This window comes from Streptomyces sp. NPDC102437 (assembly GCF_044765565.1).
Taxonomy (GTDB): domain Bacteria; phylum Actinomycetota; class Actinomycetes; order Streptomycetales; family Streptomycetaceae; genus Streptomyces.
On the sequence record NZ_JBIWKI010000001.1, the window covers coordinates 502759 to 525306 of the forward strand.

The window sequence follows — 22548 nt, forward strand, 5'->3', positions numbered from 1 at the left end:
GCAAGTCATCCGGTGTGTGAGGGCGGTTGTGCGCCCGCGCGCACCGGCCCGCAGCCGCCCGTCCGGTCCGGTCGGGGGCATATGCGGGGCGCCACCGGCCGTGCGGCGGGAATGCGGCAGTGGCTCGCCGTGTTAAGTGACCAGAACGAAAACGACACCCATTCTCACCAGAGAGGGTGGGGTCGGCACGGAAGTCTGGAGACGCCCATGGCCCGCAGTGAGACCCGTCCCGTCGTCACTCTCCGGTCGACGGCAGGAACGGGGCAGAGCTACGTGACCCGCAAGAGCCGCCGGAACGACCCCGACCGGCTGGTGCTGCGCAAGTTCGACCCCGTGGTGGGGCAGCACGTGCTCTTCCGTGAGGAACGCTGAGCACGGATCCGTCGGGAAGCCGCATTCCGTGCCGTGGATCACAGTGCGGGGTGCGCGTTTCCGGGATCGGGATGCAGTGGTTTATCGTTCACCTATATGTGGATGTCGCGCACCGCGCCCACCTCTGAGCCGCCCCGGCTGGATTCCCCCGATCCGGCCGGGGCTTTCCTCTTCCCTGGGCATCGTCGCAGGTCAGCGTCAGGAAGCCGCTCTGCGGACCCACTCGATGAGCAGTGCGCCCGCCGCCGGCACCACCGCCACCGCCGCTGCCGCGTCAGGCCACAGGCGTACGGTGAGCGCGGTCACGGCGGCGCCCGCCACGACCGCGGCCAACCGGCCGGCCACCCAGCGGTCCCCCTGCTCCCAAGACCGCAGGGCCGCCCGGCCGACGAGGGCGGTGAGCGTGCCGGTGAAGTAGTTGGTGGGTGTCGCGCGGATCCGGCCCTGGATACCCATGGCCACGGCGATGAGCACCAGCAGGCCCAGCCGGTCCCCGCCCGAAGTGATCAGCCCGACCGCCCACAGCACGGCCCCCGCCGCCAGCAGGGCCACCTCCACCAGCAGCATCACCGGCAGTGACCACCGCGACCGATTGCTCATCCAGGCACCGCAGCCGACGCCGACGGCGTAGGCGCCCAGCGCGGTGACCACCCGCATCGCCACCCCTTGCTCTCCGCCACCGGCGGCAGAGGCGCCCAGCAGCACCAGATTCCCGGTCATCACCCCGGCGAAGACCTGGCCGACGCAGATGAAGACGAACGCGTCGGCCGCACCGGAAGCGGCCGACAGGAACAGCAGGGCCCATTCGCCCCAGGGACCGAGCCCGGCGTGGGGGGTCGGGGCGGAGGGACGCGTGGGAGTGGACACGCCTGCATTCTCGGTCCGGCCCCGGACCGCTGCCATGGATGAGCCCGGCGGTCCGTGCGCCGTGAGCGGCACGCGGCACCCGTTCGGTCCGTGGCCGATTGCGGGGCGTCCCCGCCCGGCCCAGCGTGGGGGGACGTCGTACGAGCCGACGGCGTACGGATCACCCGCCGACGAGGAGCGACATGGCCGACGCCCAGTGGAGTCCGGGCCCGAGGGCATGGGCCGCCGCCGAGTGGCTGCCCGCGCTGGACGTCATCGAGCCGCCCCGGCAGCGCCGGCTCACCGTGCTGGTACGGCTGCTTCTCCTGATCCCGCACTTCATCGTGCTGTTCCTCCTCTACATCGCGGCCGTGCCGACCGCCATCGCGGGGTGGTTCGCCGCACTGTTCCTGGGGCGGCTGCCCGAACCGGTCTTCCGCTTCCTCGCCGGATACCTCGGCTACCAGGTACGGGTCGGCGCGAGCAGCATGCTGCTCGTGGACCGCTGTCCGCCGTTCGCCCTCGATCCGCCGCCGGACTACCCGGTCCGGATCGAGGTCCGGCCCACCGCGCTCAACCGCCTGGCCGTCCTCTTCCGCCTGATCCTGATGATTCCGGCGGCCGTCGTGCAGAGCCTCGCCATGTCCGGCTGGTGGGCGGTCTCGATCGTCTGGTGGCTGATCACTCTGATCCTGGGACGCATGCCACGCCCCCTCTTCGAGGCCACAGCCGCCGTGCTCCGCTACGAAATGCGCTTCGGTGCCTACGCCATGATGCTGACCCCGGCCTACCCCAAGGGTTTCTTCGGCGACGACGACCTCTCCGTACCGCAGCGGCGGACACGTACCGCCACACGACCCCTCGTCATGAGCGATGCGGGGAAGGGGCTGCTCATCCTGTGCCTGGTGCTCGGGGTGGCCACCGCCATCACCACGTCCACCACGACCACTTGGTCGAACGAGCCCACCGGCAGCATGTAAAACCCCTGAAACCCGTCCGGTGCCACCGCGGACGAGGCATGATCACGTCATGACATGGACAGCACCTGAGGTTGTGCGCACATCCGGTTCACTCGTGGCCGAGGAGCGCGAGATGCTCACCGGCTATCTCGCGTGGTTCCGCAGCTGCCTGCTGCACAAGTGCGCGGGCCTGACCGGGGAACAACTCGCCGAACAGACCGTGGAGCCGTCGAATCTCACCCTTCTCGGACTCATCCGCCACATGGCGAAGGTCGAACGCGTCTGGTTCCGGGAGCGGTTCGCCGGTCAGTCGTTCGACCTCATGTACGACCCGGAGAAGGGCAAGGACGCGGACTTCGAGGACCTGGACCCGTCCCGCGCGGCCGAGGACTACGCCCGTCTCGTCGAGGAGTGCCGGCTCGCGGACGAGATCGTCGCCAAGGCCTCGCTGGACGACACCTTCGTCCACGGCGGCGAGGAGTACTCGCTCCGGCTGATCCACCTGCACATGATCGGTGAGTACGCGCGCCACACCGGCCACGCGGACATGGTGCGCGAGCGCCTCGACGGTGCTACGGGCTGGTGACGCTGCGCCGAGCGGGGCCGGCGCGGCCGGGCGTGCGCGGAGAACGTACGCGGCCGTGCCGGACTCCCGTCGGCTCGTCATCCGGCGTCGGGCTCGTCCCCCAGCACGTACAGCTCCGGGAGATTGACGACGATCGCCTCCTGGGTGCTGCGGGCGATCACCACGACCGCCTCCTCGTCGGCGCTGGGATTCTCCTCGCGGTGCGGCACGAACGGCGGTACGAAGATGTAGTCACCGGGGGAGGTGCGGATCCGGACCTCCTCGGCCGTGCCGCTCGAATCGTCGAGGAACACGAACTCCGGGTGTCCCTTGACCACATGGATTGCCGTCTCGGAGTCGCCGTGGTGATGGTTGGACGAGGCGGTTCGCGCCGCCACATGGGTCTGGCCCATCCAGATGCGCCGCGACCCGACCCTGTTGCCGCTGATCGCGGCGAACCGGCGCATGCCGCCCGTCTGCGCGGTGTCGCCGTCGAGCGCGTCGGCACGGATGTGGTGGAGCCGGGCGTGCAGCGGGAGTCCGTGGCCGGCCGCGCCGTCGCCGCTGTCGTCATGGCCGGGCAGGTCGGGGTGGAAGGCATCGCGGCCGGCGGAACCGGACGGGCCGGGCGGGGGAGTGGCATGGGAGGGCATGGCATTCCTGCTCGTCGGGGGCGGGCACGGACCGTGCCGCATCACGAGGCTATGCCGTGGACCGGATCGACGGCGAGGCGCCGGCATCTTGACGTGGACGCGTCGATGGGTATGGTCTGGTCCAAGTGCAGTGCCCTGTCGGACGTCGCGAGTCCCGGGCGTACGCGGCAGCGGTTCCTGCCGGCCCTTCGCACCTCTTGGCCCCACCCCGGAGAGGCCGGTCCGCCACCAGCGGGCCCCCATAGCCTGCTCGTGTGCGGCGCCGCCTCGCGTGAAGGAGAAGCATGCACGCGAAAAGGAAGACAGCCGCAGTCATCGGTGCCTTACTCGCCCCCGTACTGGTCCTGAGCCTTCCGGTCGGCTCCGCCAGTGCCCACGGCAACATCTCGTCGCCCCCGAGCCGTCAGGCCCAGTGCGCCGCCGGGACCGTGAGCTGCGGGGACATCAAGTACGAGCCGCAGAGCGTGGAAGGCCCCAAGGGGCTGTCCAGTTGCAGCGGCGGCAACAGCCGGTTCGCCGAACTCGACCACGACTCCAAGGGATGGCAGGTCACCCCGGTCGGCCGGAGCGCGTCCTTCCAGTGGGTCCTGACCGCCCGGCACGCCACGAGCAGCTGGCAGTACTTCGCCGGTGGCCGGAAGATCGCCGAGTTCAACGACAACGGCGCGCAACCCGGCGCCACCGTCACCCACCAGGTCGACTTCGGAGGCCTGACGGGCAGGCAGAAGGTGCTCGCGGTGTGGAACATCGCCGACACCGCCAACGCGTTCTACGCCTGTGTCGACGTGAACGTCGGCTGACCGGCGAGCCGGGCCGGCGGTGCGCCGAGGTCCTCACCCGCTCGTGCGGGCCTCGGCGTACCGCCAGGGGCGTACGTCAGGCGGGACGGTCTCCGCAGTCACATCGTCCAGCTCCGGATCGGGTGACCGGCCGGACGATTCATCCGATCCTTGAAGCCCGCGCCGGCCGGCATGCGGCGGAGCTGGGTCTGTACAAGGCACCCTGACCCGGACGCATCCGGCCGGATCCCCGGCACGGGGCGGAACGGACGATCCCCGATCCGTCCCGTGCCGGCCCGGCGGGGGAGCGCAGGACCCGCGGCTATGTCGTGCGGTCCTCCCGGCCTTGGACGCGCCGGGCATGCGGCACGCAGCAGTGAGCCGGCGGCGGGGCCGCGGGAGCTCTGTGGGTGATGTGCCCGGTCCCCGTCCGGCGCTCCGGACCGTCATCGAGCGGATGCACGTCGGTCCAGTAGATGCTGAGCATCGTGCGGAGCGTCGTCGGTTCCTGCCCGGGGCCGGTGGGCACGGTCAGCCGGTCCAGGTGCCGCCACAGCTCGTGGTCCGCCGGCTCGGCGCCGCCGCCCTCGCGGGCGTGGATTGCCTGGTGGCGCTGCACGGCAACAGCCAGTTCACGGAGCGTCTCCCGGCTCTGCTGACCGGAGCTCAGGCTTTGCGCGCGGTTCACGTTCCGCTGCTCCTGGCCCAGCTCGGAGATGGCTCGCTGGACACGCTGGTGAAAGTTCGCGGTGCGGCGCCGCAGCGATTCGAATTCGGCCCGGGTGGCGAACCATTCCCGCTTGCCGGCCTCACCCCGCGCGAAGCACTCGACGCGGAACTCCTCGCGCTCGGTCTTCCGGCGGCGCAGAACGCTCGCGGTGCGCTCGTGGACATGTGTGAGGATCTTCCGGGCGCGCGGCAGATTGTCGGGGTGAATGATCGCCGCCCATGTTCTGGCATCTCTGGTGGGCGGGTGAATGTTCGAGGTGAGAATCTGCTCGAACTCTTTGTCGGCGAGCTGCGCGAGGTCCTGGGCGTCCACTACTGGCCTCCAAGCCGGTGTTGGGCGGTATGCGTTCAGCGTGGCGTATGGCACCGACAAGAACGTAGAAATCCGGAAATAGAACGTGCCAGGTCCGAGGGGTGCGGGGGCGGCGTCGATGACGGTGCGTCAGCCGGGGCTCGTCGGCCCGCGCCGTACGGCAATGGTCAACAGGCACGGCCCACAGGAGACCGCAGCGTCGGCGAACACGCTTCGGATGCGACGCCACCGCCGGGCGCGGATTTGTGAACACGGCCCCTCCGGCACGGAGTAAGGCCACCCTCTGCATGTCCGAAACTGGACGCCGCGAGTCAACGTGCCCGCGGGTGTCGGTCGCCCGTGGTCTGGCGCCGGGACCGCCCAGCTGGGCTGCCACCCATGACTCGGAGCCCTTTCGAACTGGTGATCTTCGATTGTGACGGCGTTCTCGTGGACAGCGAGCGAATATGCGTCAAGGTGGACGAGGTGATCACGGCCGACCTCGGATGCGCGTTCACGGAGGCCGAGATCATCGAGCAGTTCGTGGGCTCGTCTAGCGAGGTCTACACGGCAGCCGTGGAGCAACGGCTCGGGCGGCGGCTGGAGAAGGGCTGGCGACGGAAGTACGAGCATCTGTACCGGGCGGCGTTGGATGCCGAACTGACCGCTGTCGACGGCATCGCAGACGCGTTGAACGCTCTCACCACACCCTTCTGCGTCGCGTCGAACGGCGATCGCGAAGCCATCGGAAGGAGCCTCGAACTCACCTCGCTGAGCCCCCACTTCGCGTCGAACGTCTTCAGCGCCGCCGATGTCACGACAGGCAAGCCCGCCCCCGACCTCTTCCTCCACGCTGCCCGCTCCATGGGAGTGGACCCCGGGCGATGCGCTGTGGTCGAGGACAGCGCGTACGGAGTCCAGGCGGCGCGTGCCGCCGGGATGCGGGCCTTCGGCTACTACGGCGGTCTCACCCCCGCCTCGCGGCTGGAGGGGCCGGGCACCACCGTCTTCGACGACATGCGCGAACTGCCCGGCCTGCTGGCGGCCGTCACCAACTGAGAACGGGGTGGCCCCGTCCTCAAGCGCGCCACAGCGGCGCACGCACCCCGTCGTCCTCGGAGACCTGGCAGCTCGGGCAGTTGACGACCTCGCGGTGTTGCACGGTCGGTCCGGGATCACCCGAACGGCGGATACCCGGCCGGCCCGTCAGCGGGCCTGGAAGTCCGTGGCGGTGTGCCGCGCGACGGTGGCGGCCGATACGCGATCGTCCGCGCCGTTGCGGGACGCAGTGGGCATTGGTCTAGTGAAATCACCTGCCCGACGGGGGCCACGAGGCAATCGCGATGATCCGTGGGCCCAGGGAGACCCACGTTTGTGTCCGGCGCAGGGCGGTCCCGGCAGGCGTGCCTGTCGCTCGTGCTCTCCCATCACCCGCACTCACTGGACGGTGACCATGACCATGTCCTCCTTCGGCTCCTTCGGCGGCCCGGACCCCTTCAACGAACTGCTCAACCGGTTCTTCGGGATGTCCCCTGCGTCCTCACCGCCGCAGGTGCAGCGGGTTCCCATCGGGCGGCTGCTGACCGAATCGGCGCGCGAGCTCATAGGCCGGGCGACCACCCGCGCGACCGAGGACGGCAGCCGGGACCTGGACACCGAGCATCTGCTGTGGGCGGCCACCCAGGTGGACCCGGCACGCACCCTGCTCGAACAGGCCGGCGCCAACCCCGACGAGCTGGCCAAACGGATCGCGGAAGTCCTGCCGGCGGAGAGCACCACACCGTCCGCCGAGCCCAGCCTGACGCCGTCCGCCAAGCGCGTGCTGCTGCAGGCCTACGAGCGTTCCCAGGCGGCTGGCGTCTCCTACATCGGACCCGAGCACATCCTCGGCGCGCTGCTGGACACACCGGATTCCGGCGCGGTCAGACTGCTCGGCTCCTACGGCACGGACACCGGCAGACTGCGGCGTGAGGCAGAGAACGCGGCACGGGCCGAGGGCACCTGGGCGGGCCAAGCCAGCGACACCCCCACGCTCGACCAGTACGGAAGGGACCTGACCGAAGAGGCGAAGGCCGGGAAACTCGACCCCGTGGTCGGCCGGGCCGAGGAGATCGAGCAGACCGTGGAGGTCCTCTCCCGGCGCTCGAAGAACAACCCCGTACTGATCGGCGAGCCAGGCGTCGGCAAGACCGCGATCGTGGAGGGAATCGCCCAGCGCGTCGTGGCCGGGGACGTCCCCCGCACCCTCAAGGACAAGCGGGTGATCGCCCTGGACCTCTCCGGTCTGGTGGCGGGCTCCCAGTACCGCGGACAGTTCGAGGAACGGCTCAAGAACGTCATCGAGGAGGTCAGCGCCGCCGCGGACTCGACGATCCTGTTCATCGACGAGCTGCACACCGTGGTCGGCGCCGGGGCGTCCGGCGAGAGCGCGATGGACGCGGGCAACATGCTCAAACCCGCTCTGGCCCGCGGCGAGCTGCACGTCGTCGGCGCGACGACCATCGACGAGTACCGCAAGCACATCGAGAAGGACGCCGCCCTGGAGCGCCGCTTCCAGCCCGTCATGGTGCCCGAGCCGACGGTCGAGGAGACCATCCAGATCCTGGAGGGCCTGCGGGACTCCTACGAGGCCCACCACCAGGTCCGCTTCGTCGACGAAGCCCTGGTGGCGGCGGCCGAGCTGTCCGACCGCTACATCAGCGACCGCTTCCTGCCGGACAAGGCCATCGACCTCATGGACCAGGCGGGCGCCAGGGTACGACTGCGTTCGCTCGGCCGGTCCACCGAAGCCGTCTCGCGCGAGGACCGGCTCGCCAAGCTGAAACGGGAGAAGGACGAGGCGGTCGCGTCCGAGGACTTCGAGAAGGCCTCCGGACTGAAGACGCAGATCGCGCAGACCGAGGCTGAACTCGCGGGCATCGAGGAACGCCGTGAGGGCGTCATCGACGTCACCACCGCGGACATCGCCGATGTCGTCTCCCGCCGCACCGGCATCCCGGTCACGCAGCTCACCGCCAGCGAGAAGGAGAAGCTCCTCAAGCTGGAGGACGCACTGCACTCCCGGGTGGTCGGCCAGGACGAGGCGGTCACCGCGATCGCCCAGGCGGTGCGCCGCAACCGCGCCGGAATGGGCGACCCCGACCGCCCCGTCGGCTCCTTCCTCTTCCTCGGCCCCACCGGTGTGGGCAAGACGGAACTAGCCAAGGCACTGGCCGAGTTGCTCTTCGGCGACGAGCGCCGCATGGTCCGCTTCGACATGAGCGAGTTCCAGGAGAAGCACACCGTCTCGCGGCTCGTCGGCGCACCGCCCGGGTACGTGGGCCACGAGGAGGCCGGCCAGCTGACGGAGAAGGTACGCCGCCAGCCGTACAGCGTGCTCCTGTTCGACGAGGTGGAGAAGGCCCACCCGGACGTCTTCAACACGCTGCTGCAAGTCCTCGACGACGGACGCCTGACCGACGCGCAGGGACGGACGGTGGACTTCCGTCACACCGTCGTCATCATGACGTCCAACATCGGGGCCCAGCGCATCCTGGCCCACAAGGGCGATGTCTCCGAGATCCGCGACGATCTCATGGGCGACCTGCGGGGCCACTTCCCGCCGGAGTTCCTCAACCGTGTCGACGAGACGATCATCTTCCACGGCCTCGACAAGGACGACCTCGGCCTCATCGTCGACCTGATGCTGGACGGCAGCAAACGCCGCGTACGGGCCCAGGGCATGGAGCTGGAGATCACCGAGGCCGCGAAGAAGCTCCTCGTCGCACACGGCCACCAGCCGGAGTTCGGGGCCCGCCCGCTGCGCCGCACGATCCAGACCGAACTCGACAACCGCATCGCCTCCCGGCTGCTGAGCGACGAGGCGGAGCCTGGCGACACCGTCGTCGCCGACGTGAAGGGAAACGCGCTGGTCTGCTCGATCCGCCGACCGGAGCCAGGGGCAGAGGCCGGGGCCGATACCGAGTCGGGTGCCGGGACCGAGGCCGCCGCGGCCGAGTAGGCCCCGCCGCCGATCCCCGACCACACGGCTTGGCGCGCACTCCCAACTGCGCGCCAAGCCCCGTCGGGGATCCGGCAGCGTCTCGCCGGATCAGTCCTCGGTGTGCAGGACGCCCTCATAGGCGAGCCACTGGGCGAAGGCGTGCAGTCCGCGTCCCGGACCCGTCGCGGGCGTCCGGGCGGCGCCGTTGCGGGCGTGCCAGTTGGTGTAGAAGACCAGCGCCTCGTCGGGCAACCGGGCAGCGGCCCGCCCGACGATCTCCAGGAGCTCGACGGGGGCGTCGACGTCGTCCTGGACGACGAGATGATGACTGGCCCGCGGAGTCACGGCGGCCCATGCGACCAGGGCGGTGCGCAGCGCGGAGAGCGGCCCCTCGGGGTCGGGGTCGAGGGCGAGACCGTCGAGCCGCAGCCGGGCGGCGAGGTCCTGGGCCTGGGGGAGGCGCACGGGGTGGGCCATGACGGCCGAACGTGGACCTCGGTCACACGGCACTCCTCGACTGCTCGGCGGGCGGCGGTTGCCGGTCATACTCGCAGAGCGTGGTCGCGCGGGGGCCGGCGCGCGGGGACTTTGGCCGGATCAGGGGCGGTGACGGGCGCCCCAGTGGGAGCGGGCGCAGGGCTCGCCGTCGGTGGAGCAGCGCACAGCCTGGTGGTGTCGGCCGCCGGCGCCGTCCACGGGGACTTCCGGAACCCGGCGTACTCGAAACAGCAGGACGGCGACGACGAGCCAGCACAGCACGGTGGCGGCGTCGGCAGGCACGACGAAGCCGAGCGGCAGACGGGACCGGTGCACAGCGACTGTCGCGAGCCCCGCGAGGCCACCCCCGACGGCGAGCAACAAGGACCGCAGAGTTCGCCGCACTGTGAACGCCGCCCCTCATCCGTCGCGCTGCTTGCGAGCTTCCGAGAAGTGAACGGCAGAGCATCCCGTTGTGCGACGGCCCATTCCGGCCAGTCTGGCCCCACACCGTGGCAGGCACGGCGCCGTGCGCGGCCGCGTGCTGACGAGATTCGGTCTGCGGCGGCAAGGTGCGAGACCAGTAGTAAATATGTTCCGGTGGTGAACTTCTCGACCCGTAAGGGTGATTGACCCCTCGGGTGACGCGGCCACGCGCCGGGGTGCGGCTAACTCTGCTCCTTGTGATTCACAACCTGCTGCGTACCGCCACGGCGGTCGCTCTCACCGCCCTGCCCCTCACCATGGCGAGCCCGGCGCATGCCGGAGAAGGCTCCGTCGCACCACAGTCGATCTCCACTGTTCCACGGACGGGCTCCATCGCCCATCAGACGGGTTCGACAGCCCGACAGACGGGTTCCATCGCTCCGCAGGCGAGTCCGTGTGCCGCTGTCGTGGCACCTGCCGGACACTTCTGTGTGCCCTCGCCCAAGCAGTGCTTCACGACGCCGTGCCCTCAGTACGATCTCGTGCCCATCCCGTTCCGACCCCGGCCTTCGGGCGGAGAAGCCGTGGCCTCCGAAGGCTCCGCACCTGCCCTCTGACGCCGCCGGGGGACGGCGCGCTCCGCTCCTCCCCGCCGCGTGCGGGTGATCGTCCACCTACGGCGCCGAAACGTTGATGCCCGGCTGCGCGGCTGCCGCACGTCCCTGACCGCGGCCGCGCAGCGGGCGGCTTCGCGGCTGCGACCGGGCGTTGTCAGTGGTCGTAGGTATGTTCGGTCGTGTCCTGCCGTTGTGGCGAGGAAGTCGCCTTGGTGCACATAGGAGTGGTGTGTTGTCAGATTGGGAGAGGTCGAGCACGGCACGGGTGACAACACCCGCGCGACCGCGCAAGCTGGCCAAAGTCCCGTTCGTCGAGCTGGCCGACGGACGCCTGCAGGGGGTGGTGTCCAGCGGCTCCGACATCGGGCGGGTCTATGTGTCGTCTGTCGCAGCGGCTACGTACGCGTTCGCCTGCAGCACCAACAACAACCGGCCGTGCGGCGGCGCGCGGGGGTCGTTCTGCAATCACATCAGGGCCCTGATCAACGAGGCGGTGCTGCAGTACGGTGCCGAGCGCGTCGCCCGCTACCTGAAGTCCGAGCCCGCGGACGGGGAGCCGAGCGCGCAGACCATTGCCAATGACATGAGCGCCGCACGTCCGCCGCAGGGGGACACCAAGGCGGCCGCACCCGTCTTCAGCCGGTTCCTGCGCCACCTCGCCTACCTGGAACTCGCCCCGACCACGGCGCCGTTGCCGGAGATGCAGTGGTTTCCGCCGACCAGGGCGGTGGCGTGATGCGTGCCGACCTGTTCGCGGAGGAAATCACCGGACTCGACGAGGCTCTGGAGGCCGTCGACGGCTTCGACCGCGCTCTCGTCTCCGGCCTGCTGCGTCCGCAGCCCGTCCAGAGCGCCGGACTGACCGGACTCGCGCACGCGGTCGCCGGAACGCCACTGGCCGCAAGGGTCGCCGAAGCGGCCGGGAAGGCAGCGGGCGGAGCCGCGAGCGAGGACCACTTCCTCGCCCTCGCCGCCGCCCGCACCGCGCTCCTCGGCTCCGTCCACGACGCACTGATGACCCGAATCGAGGAGGCGACCGGCCGGACCCGTGCCGAGGCGACGGTCCCCGCTCCCGCCGGGCAGCAGGGGACGAACCTGCTCACCGCCGCCCGCTCCTGGCTGGCCGACCTGGCGCGCTGCGGGTGGCAGGGCATCGACCACGAAGTGGTCTCCGGCGCCGCGCCGGTCGTCTCCGCGATGCTGCCGGATCCCGCCCTGCGCCGCCTGGCGACGCTCCTGGACGGCTTCGCCGCCGAACTCGCGGCGTCCTGCCCAGGCTCGTCCATGGAACGGATCCCGGCACGCCGCTGGGCCGACCTGTGGTCGCGCGCCCTGCTGCTGACGGTGCCCGGCGCGGCCGATGTGCCCGTGACCGGTACGGCCACCGGCCGTCTACTGCCTCTCGGTATCGACGTCCATGAACACGCGACCGCCGTACAGGCCCAGGTTCACGCGGTGTTCGAGCCCGCCGACGGCTCCACGCCCCGCCTGGTACGTGCCGGGACCGCGGTGCCGAAACCCGACACGGTCGTCGGAGCAGGGCTCTGGCAGTTGCTCCGCCCGCACATGTCGCTGCTGGCCGCCATCGGCGAAGGCCGCTCGATGGAGCTCACCGCCATGCCCGTCACCGCTGAGGGCGACCTGCTCTGGAGCGACGAGCACGCACGCCGGGGCGAGCCCGCCGACGTCTTCGCCACCGCCCGCGTCGCCCTGCCCACTGCCACCGACGCGGCGACAACACCCCTGGACCGGCACCCGGCGCGCATCGCCGTCCCCGTGTTCCTGGAGGGCTACGCCGCCACCAAGGACGACGACGCGGTCACGTTCACCCTCGCCGCGGGCCCCCTCGCCGTCGACACCGACCGCATTCCCACCGCCGGACCGCTCACCCCCGAGGCCGTCGCGGCATCCGGTGCGTGCATCGGACTGCTCCGCTGGGACGCCGGGACGTATCGCGTGCAGCCGCTGGCCGTCGAGACGACCGTGCGGAAGAAGGCCGTCGCGATCCACGCCGGGGGATGGGCCGGGGGCACCACCGACAAGGCCGGTGTCAAGGCCGAGAAAGCCGCCACCGACGCCGTGGCCGTGCTGCGGGAGCGCGCGGGGAGGCTGCTGCGGAAATGACGGACCACACGACGGAACGAACCACCGGGACCACCACCCCGCCAACCCTTCAGCCCCCTCGGACCCCGGAGGCGGATCCCCAGGACAACCGCCGGCAGGTCCTGTACTGGCGCCTCCTCGCCCGGCTCTTCGACCCCGAGGAGCAGAGCACGCTGGAATCCGCGAGCCTCGCCGTCGTCGAGGACATCGGCCTGCCCTCCGCACTGCTGGACCCACAGGCTTCCGTCGACTCGATCGTGCAGCGGCACCCGGACCTGGCAGCCGAGTTCGACGGCCTGATGACGCCCGACCCCGCCCCTGACCCCGCGCCGGACCTCGACTCCGAGGGAGCCGATGCCCGCGACCGGGCCGCCGAAGTACGACGGGCGGCGCTGGTGTCGAAGGTGCTGCTCAATGTCTTCGCCTCCGGCTCGGGCACGGTCACCGCCGGACAGCTGGCGCGCTGGCAGTCCGACGCGGGCTGGCTCGAACGTGCCCTCGGCTGCGTCCCCGGCGAGCTGCGAGGCGGCCGTCCCGGGGGAGGCGCGACAGGGGTGGGTGTCAGCCCGACCGGCACCGGCGGTCGGCACACGTCCCCCGACCTCGGCCGGCTCATTCCGGAGATCGGACCGGAACTGGCCACCATCGAGGCCGACCTCGTCAAACGGATGCACCTGCGCGAGGTGCTCGCCGATTCCGTGCTCGCCTCGCGGCTCACCCCGAGCATGTCGCTGATCGAGCAGCTGCTTCGGGACAAGAACAACCTCTCGGGCGTGGCCCTGGCCAACGCCAAAAACCTCATCCGCCGCTTCGTCGACGAGGTCGCCGAAGTACTGCGCACCCAGGTGGAAAAGGCCACGGTGGGGCCCCTGGACCGCTCCGTCCCGCCCAAGCGGGTGTTCCGCAACCTCGATCTGGACCGGACGATCTGGAAGAACCTCACCAACTGGAGCCCGGAGGAGGAGCGGCTCTACGTCGACCGCCTCTACTACCGGCACACGGCCCGCAGGACGACACCCCAGCGGCTGATCGTCGTCGTGGACCAGTCGGGCTCGATGGTCGACTCCATGGTGAACTGCACCATCCTGGCGTCCATCTTCGCCGGGCTGCCGAAGGTGGACGTCCACCTGATCGCGTACGACACACAGGCGCTCGACCTCACACCATGGGTGCACGACCCCTTCGAGACCTTGCTGCGCACCAACCTCGGTGGCGGCACCGACGGCACGGTGGCCATGGCACTGGCCCAGCCGAAGATCGCGGAACCCCGCAACACCGTCGTGGTGTGGATCTCCGACTTCTACGAATGGCAGACCGAGCCACTGTTCCAGAGCATGGTCGCCATTCACCGTTCGGGAGCCAAGTTCATCCCGGTCGGCTCGGTCACCAGCTCCGGCCGCGGAAGTGTCAACCCGTGGTTCCGTGACCGCTTCAAAGACCTCGGTACGCCGGTCCTCTCCGGCCACATCCGCAAGCTCGTCGACGAGCTCAAGACCTTCCTCGCCTAGAAAGGCACTTTCATGTCCGACCTGTTGCGCGCCCCCGCCGAGATCAAGTACGCCGAGGAACTGGAGTGGCTGGAGTCCATCGACGACAACCCCAAGCCCTTCTCCTGGCGGCTGTCCCCGAAGATGGTCCGCCTGTTCGTCCTGGGCTCCGAGCGGTCCGACGGCCTGGACCGGGAGATCTCGCAGAAGTGGTACGGCGATCGCAGTTTCGTCGAGCGTTCCATCGTCACACTGGCCTCCGACCGCGGCCTGCTGCTCATAGGTGACCCCGGCACGGGCAAGAGCTGGCTGGCCGAGCTGCTGTCCGCCGCGATCTGCCGCAATTCCACACTGGTAGTGCAGGGCACAGCCGGCACCACCGAGGACCACATCAAATACTCCTGGAACGTGTCCATGGTCATCGCCAAGGGCCAGTCGAGGGAATCGATGATCCCCTCGCCGATCATGACCGCGATGGAATCCGGCGCGATCGGCCGATTCGAGGAACTCACCCGTTCCACCAGCGACGTGCAGGACGCGCTGATCTCGATCCTGTCCGAGAAGTACATCTCGGTACCCGAACTCGACAGCGACAGCATCGTCTTCGCCAAGCCCGGCTTCTCGGTCATCGCCACCGCGAACAGCCGCGACCGAGGGGTCAACGACCTGTCCTCGGCGCTCAAGCGACGCTTCAACTTCGTCCGCATCCCGGTGGTGACGAACAAGAAGAGCGAGGTGGAGATCGTCCGCTTCCGCACCGAGGAACTGCTGCGCCGTCACCAGATCGAGCTGGAAGTGCCGCCGACCCTGCTCGACGTGCTGCTGCAGAGCTTCGCCGACCTCCGTGCCTCGGCGGCCGCGGCCGGCAGCGACGACGAGAAACTGGAGTCCGCACTGTCCACCGCGGAACAGATCGGTGTGCTGGAGGACGCGGTGCTGCACAGCAACTTCTTCGGCGAGCGCGCTCTCACCGCCCGCACGCTGGCCTCCTCGCTCGTCGGATCGCTGGCCCGGCGCGAGCCCGAGGACCTGGCCATTCTCAACAAGTACCTGCACGGTGTCGTCGAACCGCGCAGCAAGGAAGAGGGCGGATCCTGGCCGGAGTTCCTGGAGGGCGGCCGCGACGCGATCGCCACCCTGTCATGACCAGCACCCACGAGGGGACGTTCGAAGGACTGCGGGCTCAGCTGCAGGAGGCCGCAGCCACGTTCGCCGACGGACCGGACGCGCTGGAGGGCATCCTCCTGGGCATCGTCGACGACGTCGACCACGCGGTCCGCGAGCCGCTCGAGATCTTCCCCGTCTGTCATCACTCACCCGCCTCGGCGATCGCGATGGCCCGTCGCCTGCGGGAGAAGCAGCCGAAGGTGGTCTACCTCGAACTGTGCGAGGACATGGCGCCACTGCTGACGGAGCTGCGCAACTGCAAGCTCCCGGTGGCGGTCCAGTCGTTCGCGACCGAGGTCGACGGATTCCCGGTCGAGTGGTCCCCGCTCTCGGTGGTCGCACCGATCACCGAGGCCTCCGCCGAGTACCAGGCGATCGCCTACGCCCTGGACACCCCGGGCGTGGAACTGGTCCTCGTTGACCGCTCCTCGGACCACGTCTTCCAGTGGGACGCACGTGCGACGGAGTCCGCCGGGCCGGCCGGCCCGGACGCGGCTCCCGCCGAGGAGGAAGCCGCACTGCACGGTGACGCGGTCGGCGTGGAGATCGGAGACCTGAGACCGCGCTTCGCCGAACTGGAGGAGCACCTGCTGCACCACGGCAAGGTGCGGCACTGGTCGGAGTGGTGGCACCAGTACGTCGAGCTGCCGCTCGGCGACAGCGACCACGACACCTACCGCCAGGTCATGCTCCTGATCGGAAGCCTCTTCCGGCGACTGGCACCCGGCGACTCCCACCGGCTCCGGGTGGACGAGGACCGCGAACGCTACATGTGGACCAGGATGCGCGAACACCTGGCCGCGACCGGCACCGACCCCGCGGACTGCCTCTACGTGTGCGGCGCCTTCCACGCGGCCAGCCGCGTCGCCGAGTTCGGCGTCCACGGCACGGACACCTTCGAGATCAGCCCGCCCAGTGCCACCACGTGGCAGCACGGCCTGATCCCGTCCAGCCACGCGGCGATCGAGGCGCAGTTCGGCCTCGCCGCGGGATCGGTGTCGATCGCCGCGACCGTATGGGCGAAGAACGTCCGGCGTACCCGCGTGGAGCCCTTCCGCCTGGCCGGGCAGGCGGGCGCGAAGAAGTCGAGGGCCAAGGCGAAGAAGGCCGTGGCCCCGGCGGCGGTGGGGCCCGCGGAGGCGATCCCGCCCTCGGACAAGCTGACCGGATTTCTGCAGCGGCCGCCCGCACTGGACCGGCTCGACGAGGCGGAACTGCTCGGCTGGTCGGTCGAGATCGTGCGCGCCGCGCGCCGCAACGGCTACCTCGCCTCCACCGCCGACGCCATCGCGGTGTTCGAGACGTCGATCCTGCTGGCCGGAATGCGCGACCGGGCCAAGCCCACCCCGTACGACTTCCAGGACGCGGCCGTCACCTGCATCGAGAAGGACACCGTGCCCGGCCGGCGCGATGTGCGGCGCCTCGTGGAAATCATGATGGGCGGCGACCGGGTCGGCCAGGTCGGCTACGAGGCGCTGCCGCCCCTGGCCCGCGACGTGCACGACCGGCTCGCGCCCCTGGGGCTGAAGCTCCAGCAGACCGGTGTGCAACGGGCACTGCTGGACATCGCCTCCCAGCCGGAACTGGAGCGCTGCTCCGACGCGTTGTGGATGCTGCGCCACCTGCTGCCGCAGGGCGCCGCCCGCCCGATCATGGGCGAACGGAAACTGGGGGAGCGGCCGATCCAGGAATCGTGGGATCTCGCGCTCGGCACCTACCAGCGTGCGCTCATCGAGCTCGGCTACGAGGGCGTCAGCATCGAGCAGGTACTGGAGCAGCGACTGCGCCGCACGGCGTACGACCGGCGAGCCACCACCGCGACCGTCCTGGAAGCCGTCGAGGACGCGACGCTGTACCTGCGCAGCCGCCGCCTCGCCGACGAACTGGGCACACACGCCCTGGAGGTGCTCTCGGCCGAACGCAGCGTCGACGGCGCACCGGAGGTACTGCGCCGGGTGCGGCGTCTGCTGGCGTACTACCGCACCAGCGAACCGGTGCTGCCGTCCTGGATCGAATCCTTCGCCAAGACGGGATACGCCCACTACTGCACCCTGCTGCCGACGGCGTTCACCGACGAGGACGCCACTGTCCGCCAGGTGGCCGCCACGCTGGGCTTCCTGTTCAGCATGGAGAGCCTGGCGCTGTCGCTGGGCTGCGACCGGACCCAGCTGGAACTGGCCGTGGCCCAGTCGCATCCCGAGGAGCCGTCCAAGACGGCACTGCTGTGGTCGGCCCAGGTGCAGCTCGGGCACCTCTCCCGCGCGGACCTTCGGGCGAAGTGCGACGAACTGCTGGGCAACCCCTTGGTGGTGCCCGCCTATCCGCGCTACCTCAGCGGCTTGGTACAGGCCCTGGAGCCCGTCCCGGGCCTCACGGACTTCGTGGTGGAGGCAGTATCGAACGCGTTCGCACGGCTGCCGGATCCGGTGCTCCTGCCATGGCTGCCGACCCTGATCACCACTCTGCGATCCGGCGGCTCGGAGCTGGCTCCGCTGCTGATCCGTGAAGCGGGGCGGACCTTCCCCGGCCGGCTCGCAGCACTGGACGCATGGGTGCCGCCGTGGCTGGCACAGCCGGAGCCCGCAGCCGTGCTTCCGGCAGCCGGCCCGGAAGGCATCCATGGCTGCACACTGCTTGCCGCGCACCCCGCGACGTGTGACGCGGTGGCGAGCCTGCTGGGCTGCGAAGGCACGTGGGAGACGGCGGAGACCGACCGCCCGGCAGGTGCGGCGCTGACCGGTCGCCATCCGGAGACGGCCACCGCGCTGGAAGCGCTGCTGGCCGGAGCGTGACGCATACGGCTGTGCTGCTCGACCTTGCCGAGCAGCACAGCCGTGCGGTCGAGTCTATGACCGCACGACGAACCGGTGGACCTGGGAATCGCGGGCCTTGAACCCCAGACGCTCGTACAGCCGATTCGCTGCCTGGCGGGATGGACGCGAGGTGAGATCGACCGTCCGGGCACCGGCCACCTCGGCCAGGCGCAGTGCCTCCTCCGTCAGCGCCGCGCCCACTCCGTGACCCCGCGCCGCCCCGTCGACCACGACATCCTCGATGCGGCCCCGCAGGCCCGTCGGCAACGGAAACAGGATCAGAGTCAGCATGCCGACGACTCGGCCCTCGACCCTGGCCACCAGCAGGGTATTGGCGTCACTGCGCAACAACGCGGCCACCGAGTCCCGGTCGGGCACACCGGCAGTACTCGAAAGCTGCGGCAGCAGGCGAGCGATCGCCTCCACCACTTCATCGGTCGCCCCACGGACGACTTCCACCTCGACGCTCATTTTCGTGACCCTACCGACAAGTCCCGCGAACAGGGCGGGAGGGCGTCGGCGTCGTGTGGTCACGGACGCCAGTACAGCGACGGGTCGGGGTGGTTGGTGAAGCCGAGCTCACGATAGAGGGGCTCGCCCTCGGGGGAGGCGTACAGGTCGACCCGGGCGACATCCCTCTCCCGGAACCAGTCGAGCAGTCCCCGCATGATCGAGCGGCTGTGCCCGAGCCGCCGGTACCCCGGGTCGGTGACCACGCCGATCACCTGCCCGATCCGCCCGTTGCGCAGGTGTGGGCCGGGCAGTCGTTGCTCGATCGTGCCGATGCCACAGGCGGCGAGGCCGCTCCCGCCGTCCACGACAAGGTTGCGTACGGCGTCGGTACCGGAGGCGGCGCCCGCGTCTGCGGACAACTGCTCCTTGAGCACCACGGCCAGGGCTTGCAGCCAGTCGTCGCCTCCCGACGCGGGGTCGAAGAAACTGCCGCCGAGGTCGTCGAACAGCACCGCCCGCAGGCGTACGAGTTCCGCGATGTCGCCCTCCATCGCCTGCCGTACAGCTGTGTGGTTCTCAGTGTGTTGGCTCATGTCGACCACACTGATGTAATGCTCTTATGCACCTCAACCCTTACGGCGAGGATGTCGTGAAGCTGGCGGCGGATCTGGCCAACCGGCGCCCCGCGAGCTCCGAGGAACTCGCGGACCGCTGCCGCGCCGCCGGCCTGGTGGTGGAGCTTGCGGTCACGCCACAGGATCTCGACCGCACCCATGAAGTGCTGGACGCCTGGGAGAAGGTCGTCGATGCCGAAGAGGAACACGAGCGCGCCGAGTTGCTCAACCGGATGCTCGCGGCAGCCGCCGCCTACCCGAGGCTGACCGACCACGCCGAGGACGGCTGGCACCTGCACTACCGGGACGACCGGCAGACGCTCGGCTCGCTGCTGTTCTCCCTGATCTCCGTCGGCACCGCGCTGCACCTGGCGGGGCGGGGCATGCGGCGGCTCTGGCGGTGCGCCGTCGCAGAGTGCGCCGTGGTCTTTGCCGACACCTCCCGCACCGGGCGGCAGCGCTACTGCTCCCGGCGGTGCGCCAACCGCGACGCGGTACGCCGACACCGCGCGCGAACCGCACACTGACCCGAAGGACGGCCCTGGTAGTCACCGTCCCGACCCCCACGCAGGCTGGTCCACCCGCTCCGAAAAGCAGTGGCCCGAGCCGATCGGCGCCTGGGCACTGGCTGCTCATGCCTCAAGCCTCCCTCCGGCCCCATGTGTACCCGTGATTCGCTCGCCTCCGACTTCCGCGCAATGGGCCTGCGCGCCGGTGAGGTCCTCCTGCACTCCTCGCTCAGCTCGCTCGGCTGGGTCTGCGGCGGTCCCGGCACCGTCGTCATGGCGCTGCTCGACGCTCTCGGCGACAGCGGGACCCTGGTGGTGCCCACCCCACTCCGGCGACAATTCGGATCCGGCCTTCTGGCAGAACCCGCCCGTGCCCGAGGCGTGGTGGGCGGACATCCGCGCCTCGATGCCGGCCTTCGACGCCCGGACCACTCCCGCCCTCGGCGTCGGCATCATCCCGGAGACCGTACGCAACTGGCCGCGCGCTCTGCGCAGTCGTCCTCCGCAGACCTCCTTCGCGGCCGTGGGCCCGCGCGCATCAGCGATCGTGTACGCCCACGCACTCGACTGCCGGCTTGGCGAGCACAGCCCCCTCGCCCGGCTGGAAGAAGCCGGGGCGCGGGTCCTTCTCCTGGGTGCGGGCTTCGATTCCTGCACGGCATTCCACCTCGCCGAGTACCGGGTCCCCTCGTCGCAGGTGGACAACTCCTTCGCCGTCATGACTCCGCAGGGCCGGGCATGGGCAACCGTGCGTGACACCTCGTTCACTTCGGACCGCTTCGATGAGCTGGGTGCGGCCTTCGAGGAGGAACGCCCGGTCGTACGGGGCGCGGTGGGCGGTGCGCAGGCCCGGTTGTTCGGCCTGGCCGAGGCCGTCGCGTACGCCGAGGGCTGGCTGCCCGAGCACCGTCCGGGCCCGTCCGCGGAGTGATCGGATCCACGGCGACCGCCGGCCCGCGCCGGGTTCCCGCACCGTCGGCGGTGCGGGATCGGGCGCGGGCGCGGGTGCGCTGAGGTGCGGTGGAGCGGTCTGAGGTACACCGTTAGATCACGAACTCGGCCTGCCGATCCCAGCCCGTCCGTCACCGACCGGCCAACCCCGTACGACGTTCGGTGACGAAGGCACCGCCGAGCTCTCGGTATGGGAGGCGATCGATCGCGGAACCCACGGCGAGGCCAGGCCGACGTGGACGAGTTGTTCACACGGTTCGAGGCGCTGTCCGTGGGACATCAGCAGCGACGAGAGACCCGAAGGAGCATCGAATGCCGGCCCTCGGAAGGATCAGGCACGTGAACGGCGCTCCCTGCTGGGTCAGCCTGATGACTCACGATCTGCATGCCACCCAGGCTTTCTACGCCGACGTCATGGGCTGGGATTTCGTGGCCAGCGGCCTCGGCAGCAACTTCTCCGTGGCCCTGGCGCACAGCTGCCCCGTGGCCGGGATCGGATGTTGCGGCCCCGCCGCCAGTCCGCCCGCCGTCTGGACCCCGTACTTTGCCGTGGACGACGCGGACGATGCCGCGGACCGGGTCAGGGAGCGTGGCGCCACACTCGCCGTCGGACCGGTGAAACTGGCTGATGGCCGAGCGGCGATCGCCGCCGACCGGGACGGGGCCGTCTTCGGCCTCTGGGAGGGCACCGCCCTTGCCTGGTCGGTGGGGCAGGGCAGCGCTCCCGCGCGGCTGGACCTGCAGACTCGCCACGCCTTCGAGGCGGCGATCTTCTACGCGGGGATCTTCGACTGGGCCGAACCGCCCGGTGGCTGCACGGTCGAATACGCGCAGGACCACGTTCTCGTCAAGCTCGACGGGCGAACCGTTGCCACCCTTCGCGGCGGAGGCATCGAAGCCGCTGCGGATCCCCGGATCCGGCCCCGTTGGATCGTCGACTTCCGCGTCAAGGACAGCGCACGTGCCGCAGCCGCCGCCGCCGATTCCGGCGGTGAGTCGTCATTGGTTCCGGCACTCGACGACCCGTCGAAGGACGCCTTCGTCATCCGCGACCCGGACGGCGCGCTCTTCACCGTTTCCGGCCCCTGACAGCAGCTCTCGCACCCACCATGCACAGCCTCGGTCCGTCCACCGGGGCAACCACCCGCTGAACTGCGGTCCGGTGGGCCCGAATTCCCTTGCCGGGTCACCGGCCCCCGCCTGGGGGACGCCATGGCATTCGGCTTCGGGCAGCGGCGCAGCGGGCAACCCCCCCGCCGAGCGGACCAGTGTCGTCGGACGTGCCGAGGAGGTGTCGCTGATCCAGGAGGCCTTCCACGAGGTACGGCTCGTCACCATGGTGGGCCCCGGCGGTGTCGGCAAGAGCCCCACCGCTCCGTGCGCGGCGGAGGGCCTGCGGGAACGGTTCCCGGACGGGGTGTGGCTGGCCGAACTGTCGGCCCTGTCCGACCCCGAACCGGTACCCGCGACGCTGGCCAGCGTGCTGGGCGTCCCGGACCAGGCCGGCATGGAACCCCTGGACGCGGTCGTCGCCCATCTCAAGGGACAGCAGCTGCTCATCGTGCTCGACACCTGCGAGCCCATGGTTGACGCCTGCGCCGTTCTCTGTCACGTCCTGCTGCGCGAGGCCGCCGAGGTGTGCGTACCGGCCACCAGTCGGCAGCCCCTTGATGTGGCCGACGAGCGGACGATGCCGAGCGCCCCGCTGGGCGTGGACGACGCCGTGGAACTGTTCACGCGGCGAGCCGCGCGCG

At 70.2% G+C, this 22548-nt stretch carries 20 protein-coding genes and 2 pseudogenes; 15 read left to right on the forward strand and 7 right to left on the reverse strand.

What is annotated here, in order from left to right:
* Window positions 1–207 precede the first annotated feature (207 nt).
* Window positions 208–372: a 50S ribosomal protein L33 gene (gene rpmG / locus ACIRJP_RS02205; RefSeq protein WP_404167254.1), complete on the forward strand. Its 165-nt coding sequence runs from the start codon at window positions 208–210 to the stop codon at window positions 370–372.
* A 198-nt stretch (window positions 373–570) separates the two neighbouring features.
* Here rpmG and ACIRJP_RS02210 read toward each other — a convergent pair whose 3' ends face one another.
* Window positions 571–1239 carry a YoaK family protein gene (locus ACIRJP_RS02210; protein ID WP_404167256.1) on the reverse strand — a complete coding sequence of 223 codons (669 nt, stop codon included), beginning with the start codon at window positions 1237–1239 and terminating at the stop codon, window positions 571–573.
* A 182-nt stretch (window positions 1240–1421) separates the two neighbouring features.
* Here ACIRJP_RS02210 and ACIRJP_RS02215 point away from each other — a divergent pair, with 182 nt between their 5' ends.
* Together ACIRJP_RS02215 and ACIRJP_RS02220 are read left to right on the forward strand one after the other, a co-directional pair.
* Window positions 1422–2198: a DUF4389 domain-containing protein gene (locus tag ACIRJP_RS02215; RefSeq protein ID WP_404167258.1), complete on the forward strand. Its 777-nt coding sequence runs from the start codon at window positions 1422–1424 to the stop codon at window positions 2196–2198.
* Between the two features lie 49 nt (window positions 2199–2247).
* Complete coding sequence (locus ACIRJP_RS02220; protein ID WP_404167260.1) at window positions 2248–2763, forward strand: DinB family protein; 516 nt, start codon at window positions 2248–2250, stop codon at window positions 2761–2763.
* Window positions 2764–2840: 77 nt separating this feature from the next.
* Here the strand turns inward: ACIRJP_RS02220 and ACIRJP_RS02225 are convergent, their stop codons facing one another.
* Entirely contained in the window at window positions 2841–3395 is a 555-nt protein-coding gene (locus ACIRJP_RS02225; RefSeq protein WP_388664611.1) for a cupin domain-containing protein, read from the reverse strand.
* A gap of 284 nt (window positions 3396–3679) precedes the next feature.
* Here ACIRJP_RS02225 and ACIRJP_RS02230 point away from each other — a divergent pair, with 284 nt between their 5' ends.
* Window positions 3680–4195, forward strand: coding sequence for a lytic polysaccharide monooxygenase auxiliary activity family 9 protein (locus ACIRJP_RS02230; RefSeq protein ID WP_404167262.1), 516 nt, complete (start codon window positions 3680–3682; stop codon window positions 4193–4195).
* Between the two features lie 301 nt (window positions 4196–4496).
* Here ACIRJP_RS02230 and ACIRJP_RS02235 read toward each other — a convergent pair whose 3' ends face one another.
* Window positions 4497–5216, reverse strand: a complete 720-nt coding sequence (locus tag ACIRJP_RS02235; RefSeq protein ID WP_404167264.1) for a hypothetical protein — start codon at window positions 5214–5216, stop codon at window positions 4497–4499.
* Window positions 5217–5594: 378 nt separating this feature from the next.
* Between ACIRJP_RS02235 and ACIRJP_RS02240 the strand changes: the two genes are divergently transcribed.
* Window positions 5595–6254 (forward strand): HAD family hydrolase, encoded by a 660-nt coding sequence (locus ACIRJP_RS02240; protein ID WP_404167266.1) that lies wholly within the window; start codon window positions 5595–5597, stop codon window positions 6252–6254.
* Between the two features lie 394 nt (window positions 6255–6648).
* Window positions 6649–9195 (forward strand): ATP-dependent Clp protease ATP-binding subunit, encoded by a 2547-nt coding sequence (locus ACIRJP_RS02245; protein ID WP_404167268.1) that lies wholly within the window; start codon window positions 6649–6651, stop codon window positions 9193–9195.
* 90 nt (window positions 9196–9285) lie between these two features.
* Here the strand turns inward: ACIRJP_RS02245 and ACIRJP_RS02250 are convergent, their stop codons facing one another.
* On the reverse strand, window positions 9286–9654 hold the full coding sequence (locus tag ACIRJP_RS02250; protein ID WP_404167270.1) for a hypothetical protein: 369 nt from the start codon (window positions 9652–9654) through the stop codon (window positions 9286–9288).
* Between the two features lie 120 nt (window positions 9655–9774).
* Window positions 9775–9990 carry a hypothetical protein gene (locus ACIRJP_RS02255; RefSeq protein WP_404167272.1) on the reverse strand — a complete coding sequence of 72 codons (216 nt, stop codon included), beginning with the start codon at window positions 9988–9990 and terminating at the stop codon, window positions 9775–9777.
* A 939-nt stretch (window positions 9991–10929) separates the two neighbouring features.
* Between ACIRJP_RS02255 and ACIRJP_RS02260 the strand changes: the two genes are divergently transcribed.
* From ACIRJP_RS02260 to ACIRJP_RS02280, 5 genes are read left to right on the forward strand one after another with little or no spacing between them, the layout of a single operon-like run.
* Window positions 10930–11433, forward strand: a complete 504-nt coding sequence (locus ACIRJP_RS02260) for a hypothetical protein (RefSeq protein ID WP_404167274.1) — start codon at window positions 10930–10932, stop codon at window positions 11431–11433.
* Window positions 11433–12821 (forward strand): hypothetical protein, encoded by a 1389-nt coding sequence (locus tag ACIRJP_RS02265; RefSeq protein WP_404167641.1) that lies wholly within the window; start codon window positions 11433–11435, stop codon window positions 12819–12821. Before ACIRJP_RS02260 ends, ACIRJP_RS02265 begins: the two co-directional genes overlap by 1 nt.
* A complete protein-coding gene (locus ACIRJP_RS02270) occupies window positions 12818–14308 on the forward strand; it encodes a VWA domain-containing protein (RefSeq protein ID WP_404167276.1) in 1491 nt (496 codons plus the stop codon). Before ACIRJP_RS02265 ends, ACIRJP_RS02270 begins: the two co-directional genes overlap by 4 nt.
* Window positions 14309–14320: 12 nt before the next feature.
* Window positions 14321–15433: an AAA family ATPase gene (locus tag ACIRJP_RS02275; protein WP_404167278.1), complete on the forward strand. Its 1113-nt coding sequence runs from the start codon at window positions 14321–14323 to the stop codon at window positions 15431–15433.
* On the forward strand, window positions 15430–18246 hold the full coding sequence (locus ACIRJP_RS02280) for a hypothetical protein (protein WP_404167280.1): 2817 nt from the start codon (window positions 15430–15432) through the stop codon (window positions 18244–18246). Before ACIRJP_RS02275 ends, ACIRJP_RS02280 begins: the two co-directional genes overlap by 4 nt.
* A gap of 54 nt (window positions 18247–18300) precedes the next feature.
* On the opposite strand, the gene ACIRJP_RS02285 is transcribed toward ACIRJP_RS02280, so the two are convergent.
* Both ACIRJP_RS02285 and ACIRJP_RS02290 read right to left on the reverse strand, forming a co-directional pair.
* Window positions 18301–18738, reverse strand: a complete 438-nt coding sequence (locus tag ACIRJP_RS02285) for a GNAT family N-acetyltransferase (protein ID WP_404167282.1) — start codon at window positions 18736–18738, stop codon at window positions 18301–18303.
* A 59-nt stretch (window positions 18739–18797) separates the two neighbouring features.
* Window positions 18798–19313 (reverse strand): GNAT family N-acetyltransferase, encoded by a 516-nt coding sequence (locus ACIRJP_RS02290; protein ID WP_404167284.1) that lies wholly within the window; start codon window positions 19311–19313, stop codon window positions 18798–18800.
* Window positions 19314–19339: 26 nt separating this feature from the next.
* Between ACIRJP_RS02290 and ACIRJP_RS02295 the strand changes: the two genes are divergently transcribed.
* The 4 genes and pseudogenes from ACIRJP_RS02295 to ACIRJP_RS02310 all read left to right on the forward strand — a co-directional run.
* A complete protein-coding gene (locus ACIRJP_RS02295) occupies window positions 19340–19861 on the forward strand; it encodes a CGNR zinc finger domain-containing protein (RefSeq protein ID WP_404167286.1) in 522 nt (173 codons plus the stop codon).
* A gap of 132 nt (window positions 19862–19993) precedes the next feature.
* Window positions 19994–20774 (forward strand): annotated as a pseudogene (locus ACIRJP_RS02300) (aminoglycoside N(3)-acetyltransferase).
* Between the two features lie 359 nt (window positions 20775–21133).
* On the forward strand, window positions 21134–21883 hold the full coding sequence (locus tag ACIRJP_RS02305) for a VOC family protein (RefSeq protein WP_404167288.1): 750 nt from the start codon (window positions 21134–21136) through the stop codon (window positions 21881–21883).
* 123 nt (window positions 21884–22006) lie between these two features.
* Window positions 22007–22544: pseudogene (locus ACIRJP_RS02310) on the forward strand (LuxR family transcriptional regulator); the annotation flags it as partial.
* Window positions 22545–22548: the final 4 nt, after the last annotated feature.